At 71.5% G+C, this 25,751-nt stretch carries 24 protein-coding genes and 1 tRNA gene; 14 read left to right on the forward strand and 11 right to left on the reverse strand.

From position 1 onward, the window contains the following. Nucleotides 1-59: 59 nt before the first annotated feature. The 5 genes from ABD207_RS09465 to ABD207_RS09485 form a co-directional block, all read right to left on the reverse strand. Nucleotides 60-1,256 carry an FtsX-like permease family protein gene (locus ABD207_RS09465; RefSeq protein WP_344004392.1) on the reverse strand — a complete coding sequence of 399 codons (1,197 nt, stop codon included), beginning with the start codon at nt 1,254-1,256 and terminating at the stop codon, nt 60-62. Next, nucleotides 1,253-1,966 (reverse strand): ABC transporter ATP-binding protein, encoded by a 714-nt coding sequence (locus ABD207_RS09470; protein ID WP_344011562.1) that lies wholly within the window; start codon nt 1,964-1,966, stop codon nt 1,253-1,255. Before ABD207_RS09470 ends, ABD207_RS09465 begins: the two co-directional genes overlap by 4 nt. A 38-nt stretch (nt 1,967-2,004) precedes the next feature. Then, a complete protein-coding gene (locus tag ABD207_RS09475) occupies nt 2,005-3,582 on the reverse strand; it encodes a hypothetical protein (protein WP_344011563.1) in 1,578 nt (525 codons plus the stop codon). A 114-nt stretch (nt 3,583-3,696) separates the two neighbouring features. Continuing rightward, the gene (locus ABD207_RS09480) at nt 3,697-4,161 is read right to left on the reverse strand and encodes a hypothetical protein (RefSeq protein WP_344011564.1); all 465 of its coding nucleotides are present in this window, start codon (nt 4,159-4,161) and stop codon (nt 3,697-3,699) included. Nucleotides 4,162-4,553: 392 nt separating this feature from the next. Continuing rightward, a complete protein-coding gene (locus ABD207_RS09485) occupies nt 4,554-5,018 on the reverse strand; it encodes an ATP-binding protein (protein ID WP_344011565.1) in 465 nt (154 codons plus the stop codon). A gap of 220 nt (nt 5,019-5,238) precedes the next feature. Here ABD207_RS09485 and ABD207_RS09490 point away from each other — a divergent pair, with 220 nt between their 5' ends. From ABD207_RS09490 to ABD207_RS09530, 9 genes are all read left to right on the forward strand, one after another. Continuing rightward, nucleotides 5,239-6,054 (forward strand): hypothetical protein, encoded by an 816-nt coding sequence (locus ABD207_RS09490; RefSeq protein ID WP_344011567.1) that lies wholly within the window; start codon nt 5,239-5,241, stop codon nt 6,052-6,054. A 201-nt stretch (nt 6,055-6,255) separates the two neighbouring features. Beyond that, complete coding sequence (locus ABD207_RS09495) at nt 6,256-6,996, forward strand: YcnI family copper-binding membrane protein (protein WP_344011568.1); 741 nt, start codon at nt 6,256-6,258, stop codon at nt 6,994-6,996. Nucleotides 6,997-7,089: 93 nt separating this feature from the next. Next, a complete protein-coding gene (locus ABD207_RS09500; protein WP_344011570.1) occupies nt 7,090-7,749 on the forward strand; it encodes an SCO family protein in 660 nt (219 codons plus the stop codon). Next, nucleotides 7,746-8,213 (forward strand): copper chaperone PCu(A)C, encoded by a 468-nt coding sequence (locus ABD207_RS09505; protein WP_344011571.1) that lies wholly within the window; start codon nt 7,746-7,748, stop codon nt 8,211-8,213. Before ABD207_RS09500 ends, ABD207_RS09505 begins: the two co-directional genes overlap by 4 nt. Nucleotides 8,214-8,227: 14 nt before the next feature. Further along, entirely contained in the window at nt 8,228-10,375 is a 2,148-nt protein-coding gene (locus ABD207_RS09510) for a copper resistance CopC/CopD family protein (RefSeq protein ID WP_344011572.1), read from the forward strand. 6 nt (nt 10,376-10,381) lie between these two features. Continuing rightward, nucleotides 10,382-11,668, forward strand: coding sequence for an iron uptake transporter deferrochelatase/peroxidase subunit (gene efeB, locus ABD207_RS09515; protein WP_344011573.1), 1,287 nt, complete (start codon nt 10,382-10,384; stop codon nt 11,666-11,668). 69 nt (nt 11,669-11,737) lie between these two features. Beyond that, complete coding sequence (gene pheA, locus ABD207_RS09520) at nt 11,738-12,670, forward strand: prephenate dehydratase (RefSeq protein WP_344004363.1); 933 nt, start codon at nt 11,738-11,740, stop codon at nt 12,668-12,670. Between the two features lie 582 nt (nt 12,671-13,252). Next, entirely contained in the window at nt 13,253-14,530 is a 1,278-nt protein-coding gene (gene serS / locus ABD207_RS09525; protein ID WP_344011575.1) for a serine--tRNA ligase, read from the forward strand. Continuing rightward, nucleotides 14,527-15,339 (forward strand): HAD family hydrolase, encoded by an 813-nt coding sequence (locus tag ABD207_RS09530; protein WP_344011577.1) that lies wholly within the window; start codon nt 14,527-14,529, stop codon nt 15,337-15,339. The genes serS and ABD207_RS09530 overlap by 4 nt, the downstream gene beginning before the upstream one ends. Before the next feature lie 148 nt (nt 15,340-15,487). Here the strand turns inward: ABD207_RS09530 and ABD207_RS09535 are convergent. From ABD207_RS09535 to ABD207_RS09555, 5 genes are all read right to left on the reverse strand, one after another. Beyond that, nucleotides 15,488-15,593 (reverse strand) — tRNA-OTHER (locus ABD207_RS09535). Between the two features lie 346 nt (nt 15,594-15,939). Next, nucleotides 15,940-16,659 (reverse strand): ABC transporter permease subunit, encoded by a 720-nt coding sequence (locus ABD207_RS09540; protein ID WP_344004352.1) that lies wholly within the window; start codon nt 16,657-16,659, stop codon nt 15,940-15,942. Between the two features lie 10 nt (nt 16,660-16,669). Continuing rightward, entirely contained in the window at nt 16,670-17,581 is a 912-nt protein-coding gene (locus tag ABD207_RS09545; protein ID WP_344011579.1) for an ABC transporter ATP-binding protein, read from the reverse strand. Beyond that, the gene (locus tag ABD207_RS09550) at nt 17,578-18,492 is read right to left on the reverse strand and encodes an ABC transporter permease (protein ID WP_344011580.1); all 915 of its coding nucleotides are present in this window, start codon (nt 18,490-18,492) and stop codon (nt 17,578-17,580) included. The genes ABD207_RS09545 and ABD207_RS09550 overlap by 4 nt, the downstream gene beginning before the upstream one ends. Continuing rightward, nucleotides 18,482-19,444 carry an ABC transporter ATP-binding protein gene (locus ABD207_RS09555; protein ID WP_344011641.1) on the reverse strand — a complete coding sequence of 321 codons (963 nt, stop codon included), beginning with the start codon at nt 19,442-19,444 and terminating at the stop codon, nt 18,482-18,484. The genes ABD207_RS09550 and ABD207_RS09555 overlap by 11 nt, the downstream gene beginning before the upstream one ends. A gap of 226 nt (nt 19,445-19,670) precedes the next feature. Between ABD207_RS09555 and ABD207_RS09560 the strand changes: the two genes are divergently transcribed. The 5 genes from ABD207_RS09560 (at nt 19,671) to ABD207_RS09580 (ending at nt 24,631) form a co-directional block, all read left to right on the forward strand. Continuing rightward, a complete protein-coding gene (locus ABD207_RS09560; protein ID WP_344011582.1) occupies nt 19,671-21,452 on the forward strand; it encodes an SDR family oxidoreductase in 1,782 nt (593 codons plus the stop codon). Nucleotides 21,453-21,601: 149 nt separating this feature from the next. Further along, nucleotides 21,602-22,180, forward strand: coding sequence for an RNA 2'-phosphotransferase (locus ABD207_RS09565; protein ID WP_344011584.1), 579 nt, complete (start codon nt 21,602-21,604; stop codon nt 22,178-22,180). An 8-nt stretch (nt 22,181-22,188) separates the two neighbouring features. Beyond that, nucleotides 22,189-22,635: a hypothetical protein gene (locus ABD207_RS09570; RefSeq protein WP_344011586.1), complete on the forward strand. Its 447-nt coding sequence runs from the start codon at nt 22,189-22,191 to the stop codon at nt 22,633-22,635. A 72-nt stretch (nt 22,636-22,707) separates the two neighbouring features. Next, nucleotides 22,708-23,610, forward strand: coding sequence for an LLM class flavin-dependent oxidoreductase (locus tag ABD207_RS09575; protein WP_344011587.1), 903 nt, complete (start codon nt 22,708-22,710; stop codon nt 23,608-23,610). 133 nt (nt 23,611-23,743) lie between these two features. Next, nucleotides 23,744-24,631, forward strand: coding sequence for an HAD family hydrolase (locus ABD207_RS09580; RefSeq protein ID WP_344011589.1), 888 nt, complete (start codon nt 23,744-23,746; stop codon nt 24,629-24,631). Nucleotides 24,632-24,676: 45 nt separating this feature from the next. Here the strand turns inward: ABD207_RS09580 and ABD207_RS09585 are convergent, their stop codons facing one another. Beyond that, complete coding sequence (locus ABD207_RS09585) at nt 24,677-25,735, reverse strand: M23 family metallopeptidase (protein WP_344011590.1); 1,059 nt, start codon at nt 25,733-25,735, stop codon at nt 24,677-24,679. Nucleotides 25,736-25,751 lie beyond the last annotated feature (16 nt).

Below are 25,751 nucleotides of genomic sequence, written 5' to 3' on the forward strand. Positions count from 1 at the left end.
TCGGTACCCGGCCTCTTCCACTCACGGCTTCCGCATGAGCGCTCTCCATACAGCCTCTGTCAGCTGTGCGCCCGCGCGGTGAGGTAGGGATCCCGGCGGAGGACCTCACGGCTGCCGAAGAGCGTCCCGGCGGCGAGGCCGGCCGCGGGCAGGAGCAGCGCGGCGGCGGCCCAGCCCGGCCCGGGCAGGGCGTCCGCGCGGGTGATCGGCAGGCCGAGCATGTCGCTGAGCGGACCGGCCAGGGCGAGGGAGACTCCGGTGCCGGCGACCGTGCCCACCACGCCTGCCACACCGCCCGTGAGCAGGGCCTCGCCGAGCAGGATCCGGCGCAACTCCGGCCGTCCGGAACCGAGGATCCGCAGCACGGCGAACTGACCGATCCGCGCGCGGGTGCTGTCCGCCGCCCGCACGACACCGAGCCCGATGGCGACCAGCGCCATGATCAGGACGCCGACCCGCATCGCGAGATCCGCGGCGCCGAACAGACCGGGCAGATTGCGCACCCGGTCGGACACCGGGGACGCCGAGAAGCCGTCGTCCTGCAGCGCCTTGGTGGCGGCGGCCACCTGCTTCTGGTGCCCGACCACGACGATGGCGGACTGGGCGCCCTCCTTCTTGCGGAAGGTCTCGGGCTCCTGCCCCGCCCGTGCCGCGGCCAGCAGCGCAGCGGTCTCCTCGGAGAGATAGGCCACACCCGGTCCGTCGACCTGCCAGCTCGGGTCGTACAGGGCGGCGATCCTCAGCTTGATCACGGCGGTCGTGCCGGAGGACGCACCCGTCGCCTTGGTGTACCCGAAGGCCACGCTCCGCCCGAGGAGCGGAGTGAAGTCGGTGCCCTGCGCGGTGGCCGGCAGCACGACCTCGTCCCGCCCGAGCTCGGCGGGGATCTCACCCTCGGTGACCGGAAGGTCGTCCCCGGGGGTCAGGGTGTGACTGGTGAGGTCGAAGGTGCCCTCCTCCTCGGCGTACAGCACGGAGGAGTAGTCGGCGACCACCTGACGGACCCCCGGCACACCCTCCGCGTCCCGCAGCGCCGAGGTGGTCAGCGGACGGACCGAGGCGTCGCCCTCGAACGAGGAGAGCTCGATCTGGGTGAGCCCGCCCGACCCCAGCACATCCCGCTCCACGGCCCCGGCGGCCCCCGCCGCCACCCCGGCCGAGGTGGTCAGCAGAGCCGCCAGGACGGTGAGCGTCGGCAACGCCCTGCGCAGCGAACGCCCGTCACGCTTCCAGGTGTAAAGGCTCCAACGGCTCATCGCAGGGTCTCCTTGTCGGCGGTCGGAGCGACTGCGGCCTGATCACCGGCGGCCGACAGCACTCCCTCGTCGAGGACGTAGCGCTGGTCGCACTTCCCGGCGATCGCGGAGTCGTGCGTGACGAGCAGCACGGCGGCGCCCTTCTCAGCGCAGGCACGCAGCGAGTCCATGACCGAGTTCGCGGTCTTGGGGTCGAGGCCGGAGGTCGGCTCGTCGGCCAAGATGAGCACAGGCTGCTTCACGGCGGCCCGCGCGACGGCGATGCGCTGCCGCTGGCCACCAGAGAGTTCGGTGACCGGGGAGTCGGCGAGCTGCGCCATGCCGAGGTCGCCGAGCAGGTCCCGGGCGGCCGTGCGGTGCCGGCCGAGCCGCGGACCGAAGGCCGCGGCGACGTTCTCCCAGGCGTTGAGGAACGTCAGCAGACCGAGGTCCTGAAGCACGATGCCGATGGATCGCTGCCGCAGAAGGTCCCGCTCCGCCTGGGACAGCGCGCCGGCGTCCGTGCCGGCGATGTGCAGGGAGCCCTCGGCCGGCGACAGGATGAGTCCGAGCAAGGCGAGCAGGGTGCTCTTGCCGGAGCCGGAAGGACCCTCGACGGCAGCCATCACTCCCGCGTCGAGCGTGAGGTCGGCACGGGCCAGCCCGCCGCCGGAGGCATAGCTGAAGGCCAGTCCTTCGGCCAGGACGGCGGGTGGAGAATCGGTGTTCATACGAGGGGGTCTTCCTTCTGCGGTGGGGACGGGGTACTTCAGGCGAGGAGGTAGTAGGCGGCTCTGGTCGCATCCGCCGTGGCGGGACCGCCCGGCGTCGCCGCGTACAGCGCCCCGTGCTCGGCGTCGCGGTAGCGTCTCAGCAGGCCGGGGATCTCGTCCCACAGCGACTGCGGGATGTTCTGATCGGAGACGAGGGCCGCCTGGGCCGCGTCGGAAGCTGTCAGCAGATCCCTGTCGCGCAGAGCCTTGCGGACCTGAGCCACGAGGTCGACCCCCTTGGTGAGCCGGGCGGCCTGCTGCTCGCAGCCCGCGTCGGCGAGCACCGTCACGATGTGCAGCGAGCGGTAGGAGAGCGGGGAGCCCTTGTCCTCGGGCAGCTCGACGGACGTACGCCGGCATCCCAGTCCGAACTCGGCACGGGCCGCCAGGGCGCCGTACCAGCTGCGCTGGTTCTCCTTGGTGAGGCGGGCCGGCACCTTCAGCTCGGCGGCCTCCTTGGCTCCCTTCTCCGCCTGCGGCCCGCAGTCCAGGGAGAGCCGGTGGCACGTCATGGCGAGCAGGACACGGTCGGACGGGTCGAGTTCGGGATCCGAACCGAGCTGCTTGAGTCGCTTCTTCAGCCAGTCCGGTGCCTGTTCCTGCTGGGCGCTGGCGGTCAGGGCCCGGGCGGCGTTGTACGTGGCGGTGAGCGTGCCCAGCTGAGCGGGGGACTTGGCGACCAGACCGTCGGCCCTGATGCTGCCCGCCGGGGCGGGCAGCGGGGCAGGCGACTTGGCGGTGGCACTGGTGAGGGCACGCCGGGCCACCCAGCGGGTCTGGGTGTCGGAGTCCTTCAGCGCGGGCAGCAGGCAGGAGCGCGTCTGCTGCGTCAAGTTCTGGCTGAGCAGGGCCAGAGCGGCTCGCTGCATCGGGTCGGACTTCGCGCAGTCGGCGTTCAGGTGCGTCCCGGCGTCCCGCAGAACCCGCGTGGCGCGGGCACGGACCCCGGCGGCCCGCAACGCGTCGACGGCGTAGAGCACCGGTACGGGCTGGTCGGCACGAGCGGTGTCGGTGGCGAGACGGTCCAGTACGGCGCGAGGCACGTCGTCCCCGCGCCCCAGGCACGTCAGGGTCTGGAGGAAGGCCGCCCGCGTGGCGAGCGACGTCAGAGCGTCATCCCCTTCATCCGGCTTGCGCAGATACGCGAGTGCCTCGCGCTCGGCCTTTCTCCGGATCCCGGCCCGGTCCAGGACCGTCGCGGCATCCGCGGACGGCGGTCCCCCGGAGCCCGTGAACGACAGACACACGTAGTGCGCCCGCCAGGCCGGGGTGTCCAGCACCTCCGTGCGGGCGAGATCCGCCAGGGCGGCGGTACGGACTTCGGGTACCCGAGCCGCGGACCGGCGGCCGGCGGCGAGCGTGGCCTCCATGCGTCCGTACGCGGTCGGGTACAGGGCGGGGTCCTGCCCGACGTCCTCGGTCGTGGCACGGACCAGGTCGTTCGCGCCGCGCAGGGCGTCGAGCTGTTCGGCGAGCCCGTCGCCCGGCCGCTCGGGACGGTTCACCGAGCCGCCGCCGAACACGGTCACGCCCAGGGCGGCCGCGGCTGCGGCCAGTGCCACTGCTGCGACCACACGGCTGCGACGTCCTGTACCGGCCTGAAGAGGATTGATCTTCATGAGGTTCCTCATGGCTGAGCGGGGCCACGCACATGCGTGACCCCGCAGCCGGATGGATCGGATCGTCGGTCAGTCGTTGGCGCAGGCCGAGGCGAACGCCTTGACACCGGACTTGAAGGCGCCGCCGTCGGAGCAGGTGGTGACGCTCGTGTTGAGCGCGCCGCCGGGGTCGGCGATACCGCTGATGTCGGAGATCCAGGTGTTCTTGTTCGTCCAGCTGACGCGGCGAGTGCTCTCACTCACCTTCGTACCGCTCGGGCTGAGCGACAGGGTGGCCTGCCAGCCGTTGGCCTTCACGGTCGCCGTGTTGGTGATCTTGCTGACCTTGTACTTCGAGCTGCCCTTCTTGGCCTTGGTCGAGGTCTTGAAGGAGCACTTGTCCACGTACGCGTTGCACTGCCACGCATTGGCCTCGACCTTCGCCCCCGTGCCGGGCAGCGGCGTCGAGGCGGAGTCGGAGATGGCTATGGCAGGCGCGGTCGCTCCGACCAGCAGCATGCCGACGAGACCCGTGGTCAGCAGCGTCTTCTTCACTTGTTTCTCCCCGTTTCATGGTGCGAATGCAGAGATTCGCGCTTGCTCTTGCGACTGAAGAGGTCATAGGCGGCGGGGCACAGCGGTCGGTCTCAGAAGTGTGTGAACAGCCCCGAAACTGTGAACGGCCCCGCCTTCGATTTCCCCAGGCGCGGTGCGCTCCTTACTCGTACCTGACATCGATCTTGAAGCACAGCCGTTTGCTGGTGAAACGAGGGTGCTGTTGATCACGGCATGACAATGGAACCGGGTCGCGGGAAAATCCATCGCCTGTTGCCGTCAAGGGGAGGGTGGTGCACCGGAGTTCGACGCGCCGGAAGGCTCTTCTCGGAGTCCGGGACGGACGCCGGCTGCCCGGGGCGACGGGCACACAAGCTTGCCTGCCTTCTGGGCTACACCGCCATCAAGGGGGCGTCTTTTCGCCATTTGAGGATCTTGTCGAAGCTCACCACCGCGCCGCCGCGGCCGGGTTCGGTGCCGAAGTGGACGTGGTCGGCGAGTTCCTGGATGAGGCAGAGGCCGCGGCCGTGCTCCGCGTCGGCGGGGGCCGGGCGGGCAGGGAGGCGGGAACGGGCGCCGGCCCCGGCGGGGAAGCCGGGGCCGGCGTCGGCGACCTCGATACGGCATTTCTCGCCGTCCAGATAGGCAGTGACCCGGTAGGCCTCGGAGGAGGCGCCGCGGGCGCCGTCGCCGCCGTGCTCGACGGCGTTGGCGCAGGCCTCGCTGAGGGCGACGGACAGGTCGTAGGAAACGTCGGGGTCGACGCCCGCGGTCTCCATCGTGCCGAGCAGCAGGCGTCGGGCGAGCGGCACGCTGGCAGCCTCACGCCGCAGTTGGAGTGACCACCAGATGCTCATGCTCCAGCCTCCAGGCCGCGCCTCGACATACCGTTACGTATTGCCCTGAGTGCTCACTTGTAAGCGTGAAGTTGACGTGATGCCGCCCATATGGCGGGTGTGCCGTGAAGCCGATCGGTGTATGTGGGGCGGTCGGCGGCCAAGGCGACCTTCCGGTCGAACCTCATCTTCGGGACCTGCCGTACGGCGGCCTGGGGCCCGGTGCGATGATGGGCCCGCCATGACTGCCCCCCACCCGCGTACGACGCGCACCGGAGCAGGGCTCCGGATCATGCGGGCCGCGGTGTTCGCCGCGGTCTGTGTCGTGCTGGCCGGGGCAGGTCACACGATCACCTCCTGCACCGCCGTTCCGTTGTGGGCGCTGAGCGCCGGATTCCTCGCGGCGCTCGTGGTCGCGGCGCCGCTGGCGGGGCGCCCCCGCTCGCTGCCCGGGACGGCGGCCATGCTGGCGGTCGGTCAGACGGCGCTGCACACGCTGTTCGGGCTGGGGCAGCACGGAGCCGGTTCCGCAGGCGTGTCCCGGCTCTCCGACGCGGCGCTGATCGAGCGGGCGGCGCGGCTGGCCTGCGGCCCCCACGAGGGGGCGATCAGTCCGGCGCAGGCGCGGCGGATCCTGGCCGACGCCCGGGTGCTCCCCGCGGGCGGCGACCCGCACGCCGGGCACATCCTGCGGGACACGGTGTCCTCGGCGGAGGCCCCGGTGTCGCTGCTGCCGTCCCTGCCGATGCTGCTGGTGCACGTCCTGGCGGCGCTCGCCACGGGCTGGCTGCTGCGGCACGGCGACCTCGCGCTGCTGCGGCTCGCCGAACTGTCCGCCCACGGCGTCACCGAGGGCGCGCTCATGCGGTCGCTGCGTGCCGCGATCGCCCTGGTGCGCGTGCTGCGTGCGGGGCTGCCCGGCGCGCCGGAAGCCGCGCCGAGGACGCCGCGCACCGCGCTGCTCGCGCCGCCCCCGCTGCACACCACCGCACTCCACCACACGGTGATCCGCCGCGGCCCGCCCGCCGGCCGCATCGCACTCGCGCTCGCCGCCTGACACGGCGCCGCTTCCGGTTCCGCGGAGGGGACGCCCCGGCCTCGTCGAGAAGAGGCCCGGCGCGGGCCTCCTCGAGGAGAGGCCCGGCATGCGTGGGTGCGTCCCCGTTCCCCGCGTGCGCCCGGACCGCCCGAGCGAGGGTGCCGTCCGCGTACGCGTCACCGTCCGTGAAACCACGAACCGAAGCGGAGTGCTTCTGCCATGAAGGCTTCCCGTATCGCCGCCGCCGGCGCCGTCGCCGGTGCCGCCGTCCTCACCCTGTCCGCCCCCGCCGTCGCGCACGTGAGTGTGCAGCCGGAGGGCGAGGCCGCGAAGGGCTCGTACGCGGTCGTCGACTTCAAGGTCCCCAACGAGCGGGACGACGCCTCGACCACCAAGCTCGAGGTGACCTTCCCCGCCGACCACCCGCTGGCGTCGGTGATGCCGCAGCCGGTGCCGGGCTGGAAGGCCGAGGTCACCAAGTCCAAGCTGGACAAGCCGCTCGAGCTGCACGGCAAGAAGATCGACGAGGTGGTCAGCAAGGTCACCTGGACCGCCGACGGCAAGGGCATCGAGCCGGGCTTCTTCCAGAAGTTCCCGGTGTCCATGGGCACGCTGCCCGAGGACGCCGACGAGCTCGTCTTCAAGGCCCTGCAGACGTACTCCGACAAGGAGGTCGTCCGCTGGATCGAGGTGCCGCAGAAGGGTCAGGAGGAGCCGGAGAACCCGGCGCCGGTCCTCGCCCTGTCCGAGGCCTCGGACGACGGCCACCACGGCGCCTCGGCCGGCAAGGCGGAGGACGGGACCGAGAACGCCGCCGCCAGGACCAGCGACGCGGGCTCCGAGGAGTCCGGCGGCGGAACCGACACCACCGCCCGGGTCCTGGGCGTCGTCGGCATCGTGGTCGGTGCCGCGGGTGTCGCCTACGGCGTGCTGGCCGGCCGCCGGCGCACCACCACCTGACCCGCATCCCTTCCCACGGCGTGCACCGGGACCGGCCACGGCCCCGTGTCCTCCCGGTGCACGCCGGAGCACTCACCTCCGGGACACCTTCTTATGCGCAACAAGACCCTCACGGCGGCGGCCCTGCTCGCCGCCGCCACCCTGACCCTCAGCGCCTGCGGCACCGACGACGGCGACGGCGGCGGCGATCCCGTCACCGTGGTCTCCGAGGAGGCCGGCCCGAAGAAGGCGGCCACCGTTCTCGACAAGCCGTTCGAGAAGCCGGACCTGGTCCTCACCGACACCAACGGCAAGCCCTACGACTTCCGTGAGCAGACGGCGGGCAAGCCCACGCTGATCTACTTCGGCTACACCCACTGCCCCGACGTGTGCCCGCTGACGATGAACAACATCGCGGTGGCGAAGAAGCAGCTGCCCAAGGAGCAGCAGGACAAGCTGCGGATCGTCTTCGTCACCACCGACCCGAAGCGGGACACCCCGAAGGAGCTCGGCAAGTGGCTCAAGGGCATCGACCCCCAGGTCACCGGCCTCACCGGTGACTTCGACACCATCCAGGCCGGCGCCCGCACGCTGGGCATCTCCATCGAGCCGCCGCGCAAGGACGACAAGGGCAAGATCGTCTCCGACCACGGCACCCAGGTCGTCGCCTTCTCCCCGAAGACCGACGCGGGCTACCTCTTCTACGGCGACGACGCCACCGTCCAGGACTACGCCAAGGACCTCCCGAAGATCATCAAGGGGGAGAACCCGTGAGGCGGCTCGCGGTCACGGCCGGGGTCGTCGCGGGGGCGCTCACCCTGGCCGGCTGCGGCGGCCCGGACTCCGGGCCGGACGCGGCGCCGGACAAGGCCGAGCTGTCCGTCACCGGTGCGTACATGCCGCAGCCGGTGTCGGACATGGCGGCCGGGTTCTTCACCATCACCAACAAGGGCGGCGCCGACGACCGGCTGACCTCGGTCAGCAGCGACATCGCCGGCCAGGTCACCGTGCACGAGACCGTCGACGGCTCGATGCAGGAGGTCGACAGCCTCGAGATCCCGGCCCACGGCCGGCTGGTGCTGAAGAGCGGCGGCAACCACCTGATGTTCGAGGAGCTGAAGCGCAGGCCGAAGGAGGGCCAGAAGGTCACCGTCCAACTGCGCTTCGCCCACTCCGGGCCCGTCACGGTCGACATCCCGGTGAAGCCGGCCACCTACACCCCGAAGCACGGACACTGAGGGAGACCACCCCCGTGACCACCCAGACCATCGCCCCCCGCCTCCGGACCCTGGTCCCGCTGCTGCTGGCCGTCGCCGGCACACTCCTGGCCGGTGCCGCACCCGCCTCCGCGCACGCCGCGCTGACCGGCAGCGATCCCCGGCAGGGGGCGGTGGTCGACAAGGCCCCCACCAGGGTCTCGCTCACCTTCTCCGAGCCGATCGCGGTCAGCGACGACGCCGTGCGGGTCCTCGACCCCAAGGGCAAGCGCGTCGACCGGGGCGACCTGTCCGACCCGGACGGCACCACCTACTCGGTGCGCCTGCTCAGCGGGCTGCCCGACGGCACCTACACCGTGACCTACCAGGTGGTGTCGGCGGACAGTCACCCCGTCACCGGTGCCTTCACCTTCTCCATCGGCGCGCCCTCCGAGACCACCGTGGCGACCTCCGGGCAGGCCTCGGACGAGGGCGTGGTCGGCTGGCTGTACGGCACCGGACGGTATGTGTCCTACGCCGGGTTCGTGGTGCTCGTCGGTGCTGCCGCCTTCGTGCTCGCCTGCTGGCCGCGCGGGTCCGGCGTGCGGGCGCTGCAACGGCTGGTGGTCGCCGGCTGGCTGGCGCTGACCTCGGCCACCCTGGCGCTGCTGCTCCTGCGCGGCTCCTACACCGGCTCCGGGAAGGTCGAGGACGTCTTCGACCTGTCGCTGCTCGGTGAGGTACTGCAGACCAAGACGGGTGCGGCACTGGTGTCCCGGCTGCTGCTGCTCGCGGCGGCGGCGCTGTTCATCGCGGTGCTCTTCGGCGCGTACGACAAGCGGGAGGACGAGGAGAAGCGGGATCTGGCCTTCGGTCTGGCGATCGGCGGCACGGTGGTGGCGGCCGGTCTCGCGGCGAGCTGGGCGCTGTCCGAGCACGCCTCCACCGGGCTCCAGCCGGGCATCGCCATGCCGGTCGACGTGATCCATCTGCTGGCCGTCGCCGCCTGGCTCGGCGGGCTCACCGCCCTGCTCGTGGCGCTCTACCGGGCGCCGGCCGAGACCCCGGTCGGCCGGGACGCGGTCCGGCGCTTCTCCCGGCTGGCCTTCGGCAGCGTGATCGTCCTGGCCGTCACCGGGATCTACCAGAGCTGGCGTCAGCTCGGGTCCTGGTCGGCGTTCACCGACACGCGGTACGGGCAGCTGCTGCTGGCGAAGATCAGCCTGGTGGCGGTGCTCGTCGGGATCGCCTATGTCTCACGGACGTGGACGGCCCGGCTGGCGGAGACCCGGCCCGCCCCGGCCCGGCGGGAGGAGGCCGAGGAGACCGATGAGGCCAAGGAGCCCGCGGGCGCTGTGGCGAAGGGGGGCGGCACGGGCAAGGGTGCGGCCAGGGGCAGTGCGGTCGAGGGCGGTACCGCCGGAGCCGGTGCGGGTAAGGCCGGCGAGAACAAGGGCACGTCCGGGGAGGCCGGCGATGGCACGAGCTCCTCGGGTGAGGCCGGTGCGGGCGACGACTCCGCGAGCGAAGCCGACGCGGGCAGCAGCTCTGCCGCCGAGGGCAACGCCCGGAAGAACGCCGCGCCCGCCGGAAAGGCGGGCAGCGATGCCGCCTCCGTGCGGGCCGCGCAGCTCGCCCGGCAGCGGGCCGCGATGGAGGCGGCCCGGCAGAAGCGGCTGCGGGACGCCGACCCCAACCGCTCCGGTCTGCGTCGCTCCGTGCTCGCGGAGGCGGGAGTCGCCCTCGTCCTGCTCGCCGTGACCACCGTTCTGACGCAGACCGAGCCGGGGCGCACCGTGCAGGAAGCCGCGGCCGCGACCTCAGCCGCCTCCTCGTCGTCCGCCGCCTCCGGTCAGGGGTCCGGCGCGGTCACGCTGAACATGCCGTTCGACACGGGCGGCAAGGACGGCAAGGGCGTGGTGACCATCGACCTGGACCCGGCGCAGGTGGGCAGCAACGCCGTGCACGTCTATGTGGAGCGTCCCGACGGCAAGCCCTACGACATCCCCGAGGTGAAGATCGCCTTCACCCTGGAGGCCAAGGACATCGGGCCGCTGCCGGTCGTCCCCGATCACCTCTCCACCGGACACTGGTCCGCGAGCGGGGTGCAGATCCCCATGGCCGGCGACTGGAAGATCGAGGCGACCGTGCGGACCTCCGACATCGACCAGGTGACCGTCTCCAAGAACACGCAGATCGGCTGAACCGCCATGGCTGACCAGTCCACTTCCCAGACGGCTCCGGACGCCCCCGAGGAGGGCACCGCCACGCAGGCCGCGGGTCATGGGATCTCGCGGCGCCGGCTGCTGGGCACCGCCGGGGCGACGGGCCTTGTGTTCGGCGCGGCGGGCGGTGCCGTGGGATACACCTCCGCACCGGCCGGGGCGTCGACCCCGCTGTCGTCGGTGGGAGAGCGCCGGGTGCCGTTTCACGTGAAACACCAGCCCGGCATCACCGAAGGACTCCAGGCCCGTGGCCATCTGATCGCCTTCGACCTGGCGCCGGGCGCCGGCCGCAAGGAGGCCGCCGCGCTGATGCGCCGCTGGTCGGACACGGCCCGGCGGCTGATGGCCGGGGAGCCGGCGGCGCACGGCGACACGGATGTGGCCCGTGACGCCGGTCCCTCCGGGCTGACCGTGACCTTCGGTTTCGGGCACAGCTTCTTCGGCCGCACCGGGCTGGAGAAGCAGCGCCCGGCAGCCCTGGACCCGCTGCCGGAGTTCTCCTCCGATCACCTCGACAAGGCGCGCAGCAACGGCGACCTGTGGGTGCAGATCGGCGCCGATGACGCGCTGGTCGCCTTCCACGCCCTGCGCGCGATCCAGAAGGACGCGGGCTCGGCCGCCCGGGTGCGCTGGCAGATGAACGGCTTCAACCGCACTCCGGGTGCCACCGCCCACCCCATGACCGCCCGCAATCTGATGGGCCAGATCGACGGCACCCGCAACCCCAAGCCCTCCGACCCCGACTTCGAGAAGCGGATCTTCGTCCCGGAGGACGGCGAGCCCGCCTGGATGGCGAACGGCTCCTACGCGGTCGTGCGCCGGATCCGCATGCTGCTCGATGACTGGGAGAAGCTGTCGCTCAAGGAGCAGGAGAACGTCATCGGGCGCCGCAAGTCCGACGGCGCCCCGCTCTCCGGTGGAACCGAGACCTCGGAGATGGACCTGGAGAAGACGGACGCCGAGGGCAATCTCGTCGTCCCCTACAACGCCCACGCCCGGATCACCCGGCCCGACCAGAACGGCGGGGCGGCAATGCTCCGGCGCCCGTTCTCGTATCACGACGGGATCGACGCGGACGGGGTGCCGGACGCGGGGCTGCTGTTCATCTGCTGGCAGGCCGATCCGCTGCGCGGTTTCGTGCCGGTCCAGCGCAAGCTGGACCGCGGGGACGCGCTGTCGCCGTACATCCGGCATGAGGCGAGCGGGCTGTTCGCGGTGCCGGGCGGCGCGGCGGAGGGAGAGTACGTGGGGCAGCGCCTGCTGGAGGGCTGAAGCGCCTGTCTGTCACCCCGGAGAGGTCATGTCGAGCCGTCACGGGCGTGGGCCCATTAGGGTGAGGTCATGCCCGCGAGCTATGCCTATCTCGGTCCCGAAGGCACCTTCACCGAGGTCGCCCTGCGCACGCTTCCCGAGGCCGCCACCCGGGAGCTGGTCCCCTATGTGTCCGTGCAGTCCGCGCTGGACGCGGTGCGCGCCGGTGAGGCGGAGGCGGCGTTCGTGCCGATCGAGAACTCCGTCGAGGGCGGCATCACCACCACGCTCGACGAGCTGGTCGCCGGCGCCCCGCTGATGATCTACCGCGAGGTGCTGCTGTCGATCGCCTTCGCGCTGCTCGTGCGGCCCGGCACCAAGCTGTCGGACATCAAGACGGTGACGGCCCACCCGGCCGCCCAGCCGCAGGTCCGCAACTGGCTGAAGGCCAATCTCCCGGACGCCGTCTGGGAGTCCGCCGCCTCCAACGCGGACGGTGCCCGGCTGGTGCAGGAGGGCCGTTACGACGCGGCCTTCGCCGGTGAGTTCGCCGCCTCCCGCTATGGCCTGGAGGCCCTGGAGACCAACATCCACGACGCGGAGAACGCGCAGACCCGGTTCGTGCTGGTCGGCAGGCCGGCCCGGCCTGCGGCGCGGACCGGTGCCGACAAGACCTCCGTGGTGCTGTGGCAGCGCGACGACCATCCCGGCGGCCTGCGTGATCTGCTGGGCGAGTTCGCCACCCGCGGCATCAACCTGATGCTGCTGCAGTCCCGGCCGACGGGCGCGGGCATCGGCAACTACTGCTTCTGCATCGACGCCGAGGGCCATATCTCGGACCGCAGGGTGGCCGAGGCGCTGATGGGGCTGAAGCGGATCTGCCTGCAGGTGCGCTTCCTCGGCTCGTACCCGCGGGCGGATGTGCGCCCCGAGGAGGTGCGCCCGCTGCTGCCGGGGACCTCGGACGAGGAGTTCGCCGCGGCGGCGGACTGGGTGGCGCGGTGCCAGGACGGCAGGTTCTGACCCTCTGAGCCAGACCGACGGGGTGCGGAACCGGGCCCCGCGCGGCGGCTCCGAGCGGTGCTACCTGCTGATTTTGGGTTGTCCACAGGAGTTATCCACAGGTCCGCTTCTCGACCTGGGGACAAGTCGACACCGAAGGTACCTTCGGTCGACAAATCACCCTTTGGGGCACGATCACGCTCACCATCCCGCAGATCACCCTTCGTCCAGCCTTTTCCCTTGGTCAACCCTTTGGAGCTACTCCTTTCCACTCGAAAGTGGGGGTAAAGGGCCTTTGTCCAGGGAATCCTCGCGTTCGATCAAGGGATTCGGAGTGATCAATTCCGACGTCCACAGTTCTTCCCCACACCCTGTGGATAACTTTCCGGATCACCCCCGGACCTGTGGACAACCGGCCGCCCAGTGCCCTCACGGCCAAGGAATTCCGGTCAACCCGCATACTCGCACTTACCCTTTCCGGGCGGCGCCGCCATTTCCTTGACCCCACGGACCACAGTGCGCATTTCGCTCATAACGGGATGTAATCGGTGCCGCGGCAATAGTGAGTCGAGAGCCGTCGGTCCGCACCGGTAGCCTTGAGCCGTGATTGACCTTCGCCTGCTTCGTGAGGACCCCGACCGTGTGCGCGCTTCTCAGCGCGCCCGTGGAGAGGACGTCGCGCTCGTCGACGCCCTCCTGTCTGCCGACGAGAGGCGCAGGTCGTCCGGCGTCCGCTTCGACGAGCTGCGCGCCGAGCAGAAGGCGCTCGGCAAGCTCATCCCCAAGGCGACCGGCGACGAGAAGGCCGAGCTGCTGAGGAAGGCGGAGCAGCTCAAGGCCGACGTCAAGGCGGCCGACGCCGACCGTGACGCCGCGGCCCAGGAGACGCAGGAGCTGCTGCTCAAGCTGAGCAACATCGTCCACCCCGACGTGCCCGTCGGCGGCGAGGACGACTTCGTCACCCTGGAGACGCACGGCACCATCCGTGACTTCGCCGCCGAGGGCTTCGAGCCCAAGGACCATCTGGAGCTCGGCCAGATCCTCGGCGCCATCGACGTCGAGCGCGGCGCCAAGGTCTCCGGTTCCCGCTTCTACTTCCTCACCGGCGTGGGCGCCCTGCTGGAGCTGGCGCTGGTGAACGCGGCCATCGCGCAGGCCACCGCGGCCGGCTTCACGCCGATGCTGACCCCGGCGCTGGTCCGCCCCCGGTCGATGGCCGGCACCGGCTTCCTCGGCCAGGCGGCGCAGGACGTCTACCACCTCGACAAGGACGACCTCTACCTGGTCGGCACCTCCGAGGTACCGCTCGCCGCGTACCACATGGACGAGATCATCGACGCCGACCGGCTGCCGCTGCGCTACGCCGGCTTCTCCCCGTGCTTCCGCCGCGAGGCCGGCTCGCACGGCAAGGACACCCGCGGCATCTTCCGGGTGCACCAGTTCGACAAGGTCGAGATGTTCTCCTTCGTCGCTCCCGAGGAGTCGCAGGAGGAGCACCGGCGGCTGCTGGAGTGGGAGAAGCAGTGGCTGACCTCGCTCGAGCTGCCGTTCCGCGTGATCGACGTCGCCTCGGGCGACCTGGGCTCCTCGGCCGCCCGCAAGTACGACTGCGAGGCGTGGATCCCGACGCAGGGCAAGTACCGCGAGCTGACCTCCACCTCCGACTGCACCGAGTTCCAGTCGCGCCGCCTGCAGATCCGCATGCGGGACGGCAAGACCGTGCGGCCGCTGGCCACGCTCAACGGCACCCTGTGCGCCGTGCCGCGCACCATCGTGGCGATCCTGGAGAACCACCAGCAGCCCGACGGCTCCGTACGGGTGCCCGAGGTGCTGCGTCCCTACCTGGGCGGGCGGGAGCTGCTGGAACCGGTCGCCAAGTGAGCAGCGCTCCGTCGCCGTTCCCGTACCGGCTGGTCGCCACTGACCTCGACGGAACGCTGCTCGGCTCCGACGGATCGGTGACCCGGCGCACCCGTGACGCGCTCGCCGCGGCAGCGGCGGCGGGCGCGGCGCACATCGTCGTCACCGGCCGCGCGGTCCCCTGGACCCGCCCCGTCCTCGACGACCTCGGCTATCAGGGCCTCGCCGTCTGCGGTCAGGGCGCCCAGGTGTACGACGCCGGGGCCCGGCGCCTGCTGACCTCGGTCACCCTGGACCGGCAGCTCGCCGGGGTGGCCCTGGCCAAGATCGAGGCGGAGGTCGGCCCGCTGCATCTGGCGGCGAGCCGGGACGGGCTGGACGGCGAGGTGCTGGTCGGGCCCGGTTACGAGGTGGTGGGCGGGCTGCCCGCGACCCCGTTCACGGACGCCTCGGACCTGTGGTCCGCGCCGCTGAACAAGCTCTACATCCAGCACCCGACGCTGAGCGACGACGAGCTGGCCGAGGCGGCCGAGCGGACCGCGGGCGGGTTCGTCACCGTGACGCTTGCGGGCGAGGGCATCGTGGAGCTGCTGCCGCTGGGCCTGTCCAAGGCCACGGGGCTGTCGCTGGCGGCGCGCCGGCTCGGGGTGAAGGCCCCGGAGACGATCGCCTTCGGGGACATGCCGAACGACATCCCGATGTTCGCCTGGGCCGGACACGGTGTGGCGATGGCCAACGCCCATGCGGAACTGCGCGCGGTGGCCGATCAGGTGACGTCGTCCAACGACGAGGACGGCGTGGCCGTCGTGCTGGAGCAGTTGCTGGGCTGAACCGGCAAGGAACGCTGAACCAGCCGGTACCGCTGACCCCGGCCGGAATCGCTCAACCGGCCGGGGTCAGCGGTACCGCCCGCGATCAGCGGCGCCGCTCGGATCATCGGCGGTCGGCCCGGTCATCGGCGGTCGGCTCGTTCATCGGCGGAGGATGCACGGATCGAACGTGCGCGGGCTCTTCAGCCCGACCGTGGCCTGCCTCTGGTGGAGCGCAGCGCAGGGCCAGTGCCTTGCCACTCGGCCAATCCTCCGGGTGGGCGGCCCACGCGAGGTGCGACTCGCGTGCTCGAAGCGGCCGCCCCGGGCAGCTCCCGTGGGGTGCGGTCTCGACGGAGCGGTAGGGACTACTCCGGAGTCCGCCGCGGGCTGCCCTGACGGGAGCAGGACGTACTGCCGTGCATGGACATCGTCCCGCTCCTCTCCCAGTGCGGGGGCGCCGGATCCTCACCGGCGCTGGACAAGAACCACTCTGCCCGGCCGGCCGTGCCGGACGCCACCGAATAAATCCACGGAAACCGCGCCGCAGGGCCGACGGAACCGCGCCGGGGCGTCACCGTGATCGGCGGCGCCCCGGCGCGGTACTGACGCAGTCCCGGGTCACTCCTCCCCGGCGAGGGTCAGGGTGCGCAGCTTCTGGCCGGCGAACCAGGTCGCCAGCACGGTGACCGCGGCCAGCAGCACCGTCGCGGTGGTCAGGCCCACGTCGGAGGTGATCAGATCGCCCCCGGCGACCTTCTGCGCCACGGCCAGCGACCATTGCTGGACGCTCAGCGTGCGGGCGCCGGGCACCAGGGAGCCGAACAGCGCCTCCCACACCAGCGCGTACACCAGACCGAACACCACCGCGTGCCGGGAGACCGTGCCGAGCAGCAGGAACAGAGCGGCGTAGGCGATGGAGGCGACCAGCGCCGCCACGGTGTAGGCGACCGCGATCTGCTGCCCGTTGCCGTTGAGGACGAAGCCCGCGATCAGGGTGGGCACCGCAGAGAAGACCATGGTCACGGCGATGGCGACGATCAGCTTGGTGAAGATGATCGTGGGCCGTTTGACCGGCTTGGACAGCAGATACACCACCGAGCCGTCGTCGATCTCCGGGCCGATCGCACCGGTGCCGGCGATGACACCGATGAGCGGCACCATGGTGGCGAGCGCCAGCCCGCCCAGCAGGTCGGCCGCGGTCTGGTCGTCGGCTCCGGCCAGGCCCCGCACCGCGAACGCGATCAGCAGGAGCAGCAGGGGCAGCGCGCCCAGGATGAGGGCCCGGCGGCGGCCGAGCAGGGCCCGGTAGGTGAGCCGGGCGACTGTGGGGTCGTACATCTTCGGCCTCCTACGCCGCGACGAGATACGAGAAGACGGACTCGAGCGACTCGTCCGACGGCGAGACGGTGAGCAGCCGGATGCCGTGGTCGCGGGCCACCCTCGGCAGCAGCGCCGTGAAGCGGCCGAAGTCCACGGCCTGGATGAGCAGCGCGCCCTCCGCCTGGTCGACCTCGATGCCGGAGGTGGACGGGTCGGCGATCAGCGCCGCGGCCAGGGCGCGGTCGTCGCTGGAGCGCACCAGGTAGCGGTGCGGACGGTCGGTCATCAGACGGCGGATCTTGCGGAAGTCGCCGCTGGCCGCGTGCCGGCCGGCCACCACCACCTCGATGTGCCGGGCGAGCTGCTCGACCTCCTCGAGGATGTGGGAGGAGAACAGCACCGTGCGGCCCTCGTCGCCCATGCGCCGCAGCAGGTCCATCAGCTGCATGCGCTGGCGCGGGTCCATGCCGTTGAACGGCTCGTCGAGCAGCAGCAGCGAGGGCTCGTGGACCAGCGCCGAGGCCATCTTCACGCGCTGGCGCATGCCCTTGGAGTACGTGGCGATCTTGCGGTCCTGGGCGTACTCCATCTCGACCGTGGCGAGCGCCTTCTGCGCCGCCTTGGCGCCCAGGCCGTGCAGCTCGGCGTTGGCGAGGACGAACTCGCGGCCGGTGAGGAAGTCGTACATCGCCTCGCGCTCGGGGACGATGCCGATGTGCTGGTAGATGGCCTCGTTGCGCCACACCTGCTGTCCGTCGAGGGTGACGGTGCCGGTGGAGGGGGCGAGGAAGCCCGCCATCATGTTGATGAGGGTGGACTTCCCGGCGCCGTTGGGGCCGAGCAGGCCGGTCACGCCGGGGCCGATGGTCATGGTGATGTCGTTGACGGCGACCACGTTGCCGAACCAGCGGGAGACGTGGTCGATGGAGAGCGTGGTCACAGGCCCACCTTCTTGTAGCGGCGCACGAGGAGTCCGTAGCACGCGGCGATCAGACCGAGGGTGAACAGGACGTAGACCACGCCCTCGGTGCTGTCCGGGCCGACCCCGCCGGGGAAGGTGGACGTGGCCCCGAGGAAGGCGGTCTGCACCCCGTCGATGAGGGTGATCGGCGAGAACAGGCCGATCCAGGCGATGGAGCCGTCGCTGCCCTGGGCGTCCGCGATCGCCTGGAGCGTGGAGACCGCGCCGTAGGAGATGGTCAGGACCGCGATTACGGCCGCGATGCCGAAGCCGCGCCGCGGGGTGACGGCGGCGATGACCAGGCCGATGCCGGCGAGAAGCAGCGAGAGCAGTGCCACGGAGACGATTCCCTGAGCGAATCCCTTGGTCTGGTCGGTGAAGTCGAGCTTGGCGAGCAGCGCGCCCAGATACAGCACCAGCAGGGGTGCGGCCGTGAGGGCGAACAGGGCCGAGGCCAGCGCGGCGAACTTGGCGAGCACATAGTCGGCGGTCTCGATCGGCCGCGAGAAGTACAGCGGGACGGTCTTGAAGCGCAGGTCGCGCGAGACGGCCACCGGTGCCTGCGAGGCGACGTACAGGCTGATCACGGCCTGCATGATGATCGCGTACTCGGTGTAGTCGACGGGCAGGTCCTTGGCCTTGGTGGCCACGGCGACGGCCACCATGATCGCGGCCGGCACGCACATCACCACGAACAGCAGCATCGGCAGCACCTTGGACTTCACCGAGCGGCCGAGGCCGTAGGCGCCGCGCAGCGACTGCGAGTACAGCGAGCGGCGGGCGTAGGCGCGGCCGAGACGGGGTCCGTCGTAGGAGCGGTAGCCGATGTTGTGGATACGGGTGTCACCCGCAGGGGTGGCGGGTGTCCGCAGGGACTGCTCAGCCGCCATGGCCGACCGCCTCCTTCCGCTGCTCGTCGCTGGTGGTGAAGACCTCGGCGATGTGGTGCCGGCGCTGCTCCATGCGCACCAGGCCGAGGCCCAGGTCGGCGATCACGTCGCGGACCAGGTCGTAGGTCTCCTCGCCCTGCGCGGTGAGCAGCAGGATGTGTCCGGCACCCGGCAGTCCGCTGCCGTCCTCGACGCTCACCCCGCGCGCCTGGAGCGCCTCGCGCACCGCGCGGGTGCCGTCCGGGTGCTCGTCGGTGTCGGTGACCTCGATCGCGAGGGTGGTGGTGGTCTGGGTGAAGTCGGTGGTGGAGCTGGAGCGCAGCAGCTTGCCGCCGTCGATGACGACGACGTGGTCGCAGGTGCGCTCGAGCTCGCCCAGCAGGTGGGAGGTGACCAGGACCGAGATGCCGAAGTCGGTGTGGATCCGGCGGATCAGGCCCAGCATCTCGTCGCGGCCGACCGGGTCGAGGCCGTTGGTCGGCTCGTCCAGGAAAACCAGCTGCGGGTCGTGCACCAGGGCCTGAGCCAGCTTCACGCGCTGCTTCATGCCGGTGGAGTAGCCGCCGATGGGGCGGTAGCGCTCCTCGTACAGGCCGACGTGGCGCAGCGTGTCCGCGGTGCGTTCGCGGGCGGCGGTGGGCGGCAGCCCCGACATGCGGGCCATGTGGACGACGAACTCGGTCGCCGACACGTCCGGCGGCAGGCAGTCGTGCTCCGGCATGTAGCCGACCCGCTCCCGGATGGCGGCGCCCTTGGTGGCGACGTCGAGTCCGAGCACTGCGGCACGGCCCTCGGTGGCGGGGGAGAGACCAAGGAGAATCTTGATCAGAGTGGACTTGCCGGCTCCATTGGCTCCGACGAGTCCGGTCACACCGGGCCCGATGTCCACGGAGAGCCGGTCAAGAGCGGTCACCCTCGGGTACCGCTTGCTCAGGCTTTCGGTCGCGATCACAGTCACGTCCTCGACGGTAGTGACCCGTACCACCCCGGTCGTCAGACCGGAGAGCCGTCTTGGGGTCCATCTGGAGTCGTACGTTCCCGTAGGGGAGTCGTACGTGCCTGCAGGGGGCGCTGTTGACGTCTTGTCCAACTACTGCCAGATTCGCGGCAGTCGCGTCCGCTCACACCGCGTTGCGGACGCGTGGCGAAGGGGGCCGGGGATGGCGGGGAGGGCGGGGATGGCAGGGACGGCGGGGACAGCGGAGAGCAGCCTGGCCGGTGCGCGGGAGCGCCGGGTGCGTACGGGCGGGGTCGAGCTGTGCGTGGCCGAGCTGGGCGAGCCCGGACGGCCGACGGTGGTGCTGGTGCACGGCTACCCCGACAGCAAGGAGGTGTGGTCCGAGCTGGCGCCGCGTCTCGCCGAGCGCTTCCACGTGGTGGCGTACGACGTCAGGGGGCACGGCCGGTCCACGGCACCGCGTCCGCTGCGCGGAGGGTTCACCCTGGAGAAGCTCACCGACGACTTCCTGGCCGTCGCCGAAGCGGTCAGCCCGGACCGGCCGGTGCACCTGGTGGGGCACGACTGGGGTTCGGTGCAGGGCTGGGAGTTCACCACGGTGGCGCGCACCAAGGGCCGGATCGCCTCCTTCACCTCCATGTCCGGGCCGTCCCTCGACCACTTCGGCCACTGGATCGACCGGCGCCTGAGGCGCCCCACCCCACGTCGGGTCGGGCAGCTGCTCGGCCAGGGCGCCAAGTCCTGGTACGTGTACGCGCTGCACACCCCGGTGCTGCCCGAACTGGCCTGGCGGGGGCCGCTGGGGAAGGCCTGGCCGCGCATCCTGGCGCGGATGGAGAAGGCCCCCGGCGGCGGCTACCCGACCTCGTCGCTGCCGTCCGACGCGGCCCACGGGGCGTGGCTCTACCGGGACAACGTCCGCGCCCGGCTGCGCAGGCCGCGGCCCGACGCGTATGCGCATGCGCCGGTGCAGCTGATCACGCCGCTGGACGACGCGTTCCTGTCCGAGCGGCTCTACGACGGGCTGGAGCAGTGGGTGCCGCAGCTGACCCGGCGGACGCTGCCGGCCCGGCACTGGATACCGCGCACCCGCCCCGACCAGCTGGCGGTGTGGATCACCGACTTCATCACCTCGGTGGAGGCCGGCCGGACCCGGGTGGCGGCACAGGGCCGGTACGCCGACCGCTTCGGCGGGCAGCTGGTGCTGGTCACCGGCGCCGGGAGCGGCATCGGGCGGGCGACGGCGCTGGCGTTCGCGAGGGCGGGCGCGCGGGTGGTGGCCGTCGACCGCGACCCGGACTCCGCCGCCCGCACCGCCGAGGACGCCCGCCGGGCCGGTGCCCCGGCGGCCTGGGCGGAGCCGGCGGACGTGTCCGACGAGCAGGTCATGGAGAAGCTCGCGGACCGGGTCACTGCGGAGTACGGGGTGGTGGACGTCCTGGTCAACAACGCCGGCATCGGACTCGGCGGCTCCTTCTTCGACACCACCCCGGAGGACTGGAAGCAGGTCCTCGACGTCAATCTGTGGGGGGTGATCCATGGCTGCCGGCTGTTCGGCCGGCGGATGGCGGAGCGCGGGCAGGGCGGCCACATCGTCAACGTCGCCTCGGCGGCGGCCTTCCTGCCGACCCGGGCCCTGCCTGCGTACGGCACCTCCAAGGCGGGGGTGCTGATGCTCAGCGAGAGCCTGCGCGCGGAGCTCGCCGGGCGGGGCATCGGCGTGACGGCGATCTGCCCCGGCTTCGTCAACACGGCCATCACCTCCACGGCGCGCTTCGCGGGCGCGGACGCCGAGGAGCAGCGGCGGCTGCGGAGGCGGGCGGCCCGCCTGTACGGGCTGCGCAACTACCCGCCGGAGAAGGTCGCGGACGCGATCCTGCGGGCGGTGGTGCGCAATCAGGCGGTGGTCCCGGTGACCGCCGAGGCCCGGGTGGCCCATGCGCTGAAGCGATGGGCACCGGGGGTGCTGCGCAGGGTGGCGCGGGTGAGGCCGCCGGTGTGACTGAGTCCCCCGGAGAGCGCGCGACTGGACTGCGAGGGCTGTCCACAGGGAAGCCCAAATCACCTGTGGATAAACCGAGTTGACTGTGGATCAAACCTCTCGGGCGACATCAATCGCGTGATGTGCGTCTCTCCCGGCAAGCTGAGGGGATGGACGAGAGACGCACCGTGCGGGTGTCCAAGTACATCGCCAAGTACATCGCCAAGTACATCGCCAAGCACCTGCGCCACCACCCGGAACGGATCGGGCTGGTGCCCGACGAGGGCGGCTGGGTGGAGATCGACGCGCTGATCGCCGCGGCGGCCGCCCATGGCTTCCGGTTCACCCGGGAGGAGCTGGACCATGTGGTCGCCGTCAACGACAAGCGGCGCTTCACCGTCGAGGGCAACCGCATCCGGGCCCATCAGGGCCACAGCATCGAGGTCGACCTCGGGCTGCCGCCGGCCACCCCTCCGCGGCTCCTCTACCACGGCACGGTGGCCCGCCATCTGGCGGCGATCCGGGCGGAGGGCCTGCGGCCCATGGCCCGGCACGACGTGCACCTGTCCGCCGACACCGAGACCGCCACGCGGGTGGGGGCCCGCAGGGGTCGCCCGGTGGTGCTCACCGTGGAGGCGGGGGCCATGCACCGGAACGGTCATGTCTTCCGGGTGAGCGCGAACGGCGTGTGGCTGACCCAGGCGGTGCCGCCCCGCTACCTGCGGTTCCCCGACGATCCTGCGGCATGATCAGTGGTATGGACCACTTGCCGACCACAGAAGCCGCCGTGACCGTGCTGAAGGAGCTCGCGGAGACATACGGACGCGAGATCCGGGTCAGCCATGACATCGGAGCCGACCAGACCTCGCGCCGTACGGCCGCCGGCGTCGGCGTCGTCACCGACCCGGACGGCTCGCTCCCCCACGAGGCGCTCGTCGAGTTCGGCGGCCTGCCCCGGGTGGGCGTGCGGCTGTATCCGGAGGACGACGCGCTGATCGATGTCGAGGGCGTCGAGTGCCCGGACATCCCCCGCGACGACGTGCCCGCCTTCCTCCGCTCCCTCTTCGACGGCCTGGCCTACGTCAAGGCCCGCCGCTTTCTGCCCGGCTACTTCCTGATCGTGCCGCTGCCCGGCGACCGGACGCACAAGGAGTACGTCCCGATGATCGCCCTGACTCCCTGGCTCAGCGGCCGGGTGCGGTGACCGCTCGCCCGGCGACGCCGGGGACCGTGACCGTTTCACGTGAAACAGGTGACGGCACTTAGGCTCGGGGTCATGAGTCTGCGCCTGAGCACCGTGATCCTCCCCTACCGCCGCTGGCACGAGGGCAGCCGCGCGAGCTGGGAACGGGCCGAGGAGCTCGGCTTCCACGCCGGATACACCTACGACCACCTGTCCTGGCGCAGCTTCCGGGACGGCCCCTGGTTCGGTGCCGTCCCCACTCTGACCGCCGCGGCGTGCGTGACGGAGCGGATGCGGCTCGGCACCCTGGTCACCTCGCCCAACTTCCGGCACCCGGTCACCCTCGCCAAGGAGCTCATCTCCCTCGACGACATCTCCCGCGGACGCATCACCCTCGGCATAGGAGCGGGCGGCACCGGCTTCGACGCCACCGTGCTGGGTCAGGAGCCGTGGACCCCGCGCGAGCGGGCCGACCGCTTCGCCGAGTTCATCGGCATGCTCGACCGGTTGCTCACCGAGGACTCGGTGTCGTACGAGGGCGACCACTACGCGGCGCACGAGGCACGCAACATCCCCGGCTGTGTGCAGCAGCCCCGGCTGCCGTTCGCGGTGGCCGCCACCGGACCGCGCGGCATGCGGCTGGCGGCACGGTACGGGCAGGCATGGGTGACCACGGGCGACCCGAAGCTGTACGAGCACGGCACCCCCGAGCAGTCGGTCCAGGCCCTTCGCAGGCAGACGGAGCGGCTGGCCGACGCTTGCGCGGAGATCGGGCGGGACGCCGCCGCGCTCGAGAAGATCCTGCTCACCGGGTTCACCCCGGACCGGAACCGTCCGCTGGAGTCCCTGGACGCCTTCGTCGACTTCGCGGGCCGGCACGCCGAGCTGGGCTTCACCGAGATCGTGCTCCACTGGCCCATCCCGGATTCGGACTTCGCCGTGGACCAGAAGGTCTTCGAGCGCATCGCCACCGAGGCGGCCGCACAGCTTCCGTGAGCCCTCCGGGCGCCGGCGTCATCAAGGGGGTAGAAGCGTGCCGCCGACGGCCCCAGGGAGTGGCGGCACGCTGCCGCGTGGTGACGGGAGTAACCACTCAGATGTGCGGAGATCCGCACGGCCGTGCGGGCATATGCGGGACAATGGCCGGGTGACCTCAGCGACCCGACAGCCCGTGACCCCGGTTTTCGCCACTCCACCGCGGCTCATCGCCACCGACCTCGACGGCACTCTGCTGCGCGACGACAAGTCGGTGTCCCCGCGCACCGTCGCCGCGCTGGCCGCCGCCGAGAAGGCAGGCATCGAGGTCTTCTTCGTCACCGGCCGCCCCGCCCGCTGGATGGACGTCGTCAGTGAACACGTCCACGGCCACGGCCTCGCCATCTGCGGCAACGGCGCCGCCGTCGTCGACCTGCACGGCGGCCCCGGCGAGCACCGCTTCGTCAAGGTGCGGGAGCTGGCCCGCGAGAACGCGCTGGACGCCGTACGGCTGCTGCGCGAGGCCGCACCCGGCACGCTCTACGCCGTGGAGCAGACCTACGGCTTCTACCAGGAGCCCGACTACCCGAAGCTGCACATGGAGATCCCGGACGCCCTCGCCCCCGCCGAGGAGCTGCTGGCACCGGACTCCCAGGCCGCCGGTGAGCCGGTGCTCAAGATCCTCGCCTACCACCCCGAGCTGGATCCCGACGCCTTCCTCACCCTGGCCCGGGTCGCGATCGGCGACCGCGCCACCGTCACCCGCTCCAGCCCCAGCGCCCTGCTGGAGATCAGCGGACCGGGCGTGTCCAAGGCCAGCACCCTCGCCCTGTGCTGCGCCGAGCGCGGCATATCGCACGAGGAGGTCGTCGCCTTCGGGGACATGCCCAACGACGTGGAGATGCTGACCTGGGCGGGCCGCTCCTACGCGATGGGCAACGCCCATCCGGACGTCCTCGCCGCCGCCTCGGGCCGCACGGTCGCCAACAACGACGACGGCGTGGCCGTGGTGATCGAACAGCTGCTCGCCGAACACGGCTGATCAGCGGGCCGCGCAAGGCTGAGGCCGGGCCTGGTCGGGGGCTGCTCAGAGCGACACCCCGCGGTGGGCCAGCCACGAGACCGGGTTCACCGCCGAGCCCATCTCCGGGGTGACCCGCACCTCGAAGTGCAGATGCGGCCCGGTGGAGTTCCCGCTGGTCCCGGACTGGCCGATCCACTGCCCCGGTGCGACGTGCTCCCCCTGGTCGACGGCGACCGAGGCCAGGTGGGCGTACTGCGTGTAGTAGCCGCCCGCGTGCTGGATCACGATCTCGATGCCGAAGGCGCCTCCGCAGGACACCCTCACCACCTTCCCCTGGCCCACCGCCCGCACCGGTGTGCCGATCGGCACCGCGAAGTCCTGCCCGGTGTGCCGGTGGGCCCACCGCGCGCCGCCGCTGCCGTAGGACGCCGACAGCTCATAGGTCTCCACCGGCGCCACCCAGGGGTCGGTGAAGTTCATCTCCGGCTGGTCGAGCCGCACCGCGCCCCGGCAGGAGCCGGCCGCCACCGAGGCGTCCGCCTGCCCCTGCAGCTGCCAGCGCGCCGTCTCCAGCTTCTGCTCGATGTCCCGCTTCAGATCAACGAGCTGCCGGTTGCGCTTCTCCAGCTTCTTCCAGGCCACCGCGGCCCTCGCCTCGTCACGGGCGAGCCGGGACTCGGCACGGGCACTTTTCTCCAGCGCGTTGTCGAGCGCCAGATTCGCCTGGGAGAACACCCGCTGACCGCGCATCAGCTCCTCGGGGTCGTCGGCGAGGATCATCTGGGCGGTCAGCGGCAGCCCGCCGCCGTTGCGGTACTGGGACCGGGCGAGCCGCCCGAGGTCCTGGCGCAGCACGGCGATCTCCCGCCGCTCGCGGTCCAGCAGCTTCTCCAGCCGCTGTGCCTCCGACCGCTGCCTGGCCGCCTGGCGCTGCCCGGCCTCGTACCGGCGGGTCGCCGCCGCGGCCTCCGCGTACAGCTTGGCCACCCGGGCGCTGACGCTGGTGGGGGCCCCGTGGCCGGGGGCGTGGGCGCCGTCGCCGTCACTGGGCCGCGCGGCGAGCACGGCCAGCGCACACAGCAGCACGGTGACGAGCAGCGGACGGCGACGGATGAGGCGCATGACAGCGATCCTTCAC

The sequence above is a fragment of the Streptomyces thermospinosisporus genome, from assembly GCF_039526425.1.
Classification (GTDB): Bacteria; Actinomycetota; Actinomycetes; order Streptomycetales; family Streptomycetaceae; genus Streptomyces; species Streptomyces thermocarboxydovorans.

Coding starts and splice junctions, on each gene's coding strand:
- ABD207_RS09500 (WP_344011570.1), top strand. CDS start 7,090: ATGCGCAACAAGACCCTCACGGCGGCGGCCCTGCTCGCCGCCGCCACC.
- ABD207_RS09585 (WP_344011590.1), bottom strand. CDS start 25,735: ATGCGCCTCATCCGTCGCCGTCCGCTGCTCGTCACCGTGCTGCTGTGT.
- ABD207_RS09485 (WP_344011565.1), bottom strand. CDS start 5,018: ATGAGCATCTGGTGGTCACTCCAACTGCGGCGTGAGGCTGCCAGCGTG.
- ABD207_RS09565 (WP_344011584.1), top strand. CDS start 21,602: ATGGACGAGAGACGCACCGTGCGGGTGTCCAAGTACATCGCCAAGTAC.
- ABD207_RS09495 (WP_344011568.1), top strand. CDS start 6,256: ATGAAGGCTTCCCGTATCGCCGCCGCCGGCGCCGTCGCCGGTGCCGCC.
- ABD207_RS09550 (WP_344011580.1), bottom strand. CDS start 18,492: ATGGCGGCTGAGCAGTCCCTGCGGACACCCGCCACCCCTGCGGGTGAC.
- ABD207_RS09540 (WP_344004352.1), bottom strand. CDS start 16,659: ATGTACGACCCCACAGTCGCCCGGCTCACCTACCGGGCCCTGCTCGGC.
- ABD207_RS09470 (WP_344011562.1), bottom strand. CDS start 1,966: ATGAACACCGATTCTCCACCCGCCGTCCTGGCCGAAGGACTGGCCTTC.
- ABD207_RS09580 (WP_344011589.1), top strand. CDS start 23,744: ATGCGGGACAATGGCCGGGTGACCTCAGCGACCCGACAGCCCGTGACC.
- pheA (WP_344004363.1), top strand. CDS start 11,738: ATGCCCGCGAGCTATGCCTATCTCGGTCCCGAAGGCACCTTCACCGAG.
- ABD207_RS09575 (WP_344011587.1), top strand. CDS start 22,708: ATGAGTCTGCGCCTGAGCACCGTGATCCTCCCCTACCGCCGCTGGCAC.
- ABD207_RS09560 (WP_344011582.1), top strand. CDS start 19,671: ATGGCAGGGACGGCGGGGACAGCGGAGAGCAGCCTGGCCGGTGCGCGG.
- ABD207_RS09465 (WP_344004392.1), bottom strand. CDS start 1,256: ATGAGCCGTTGGAGCCTTTACACCTGGAAGCGTGACGGGCGTTCGCTG.
- efeB (WP_344011573.1), top strand. CDS start 10,382: ATGGCTGACCAGTCCACTTCCCAGACGGCTCCGGACGCCCCCGAGGAG.
- ABD207_RS09490 (WP_344011567.1), top strand. CDS start 5,239: ATGACTGCCCCCCACCCGCGTACGACGCGCACCGGAGCAGGGCTCCGG.
- ABD207_RS09570 (WP_344011586.1), top strand. CDS start 22,189: ATGGACCACTTGCCGACCACAGAAGCCGCCGTGACCGTGCTGAAGGAG.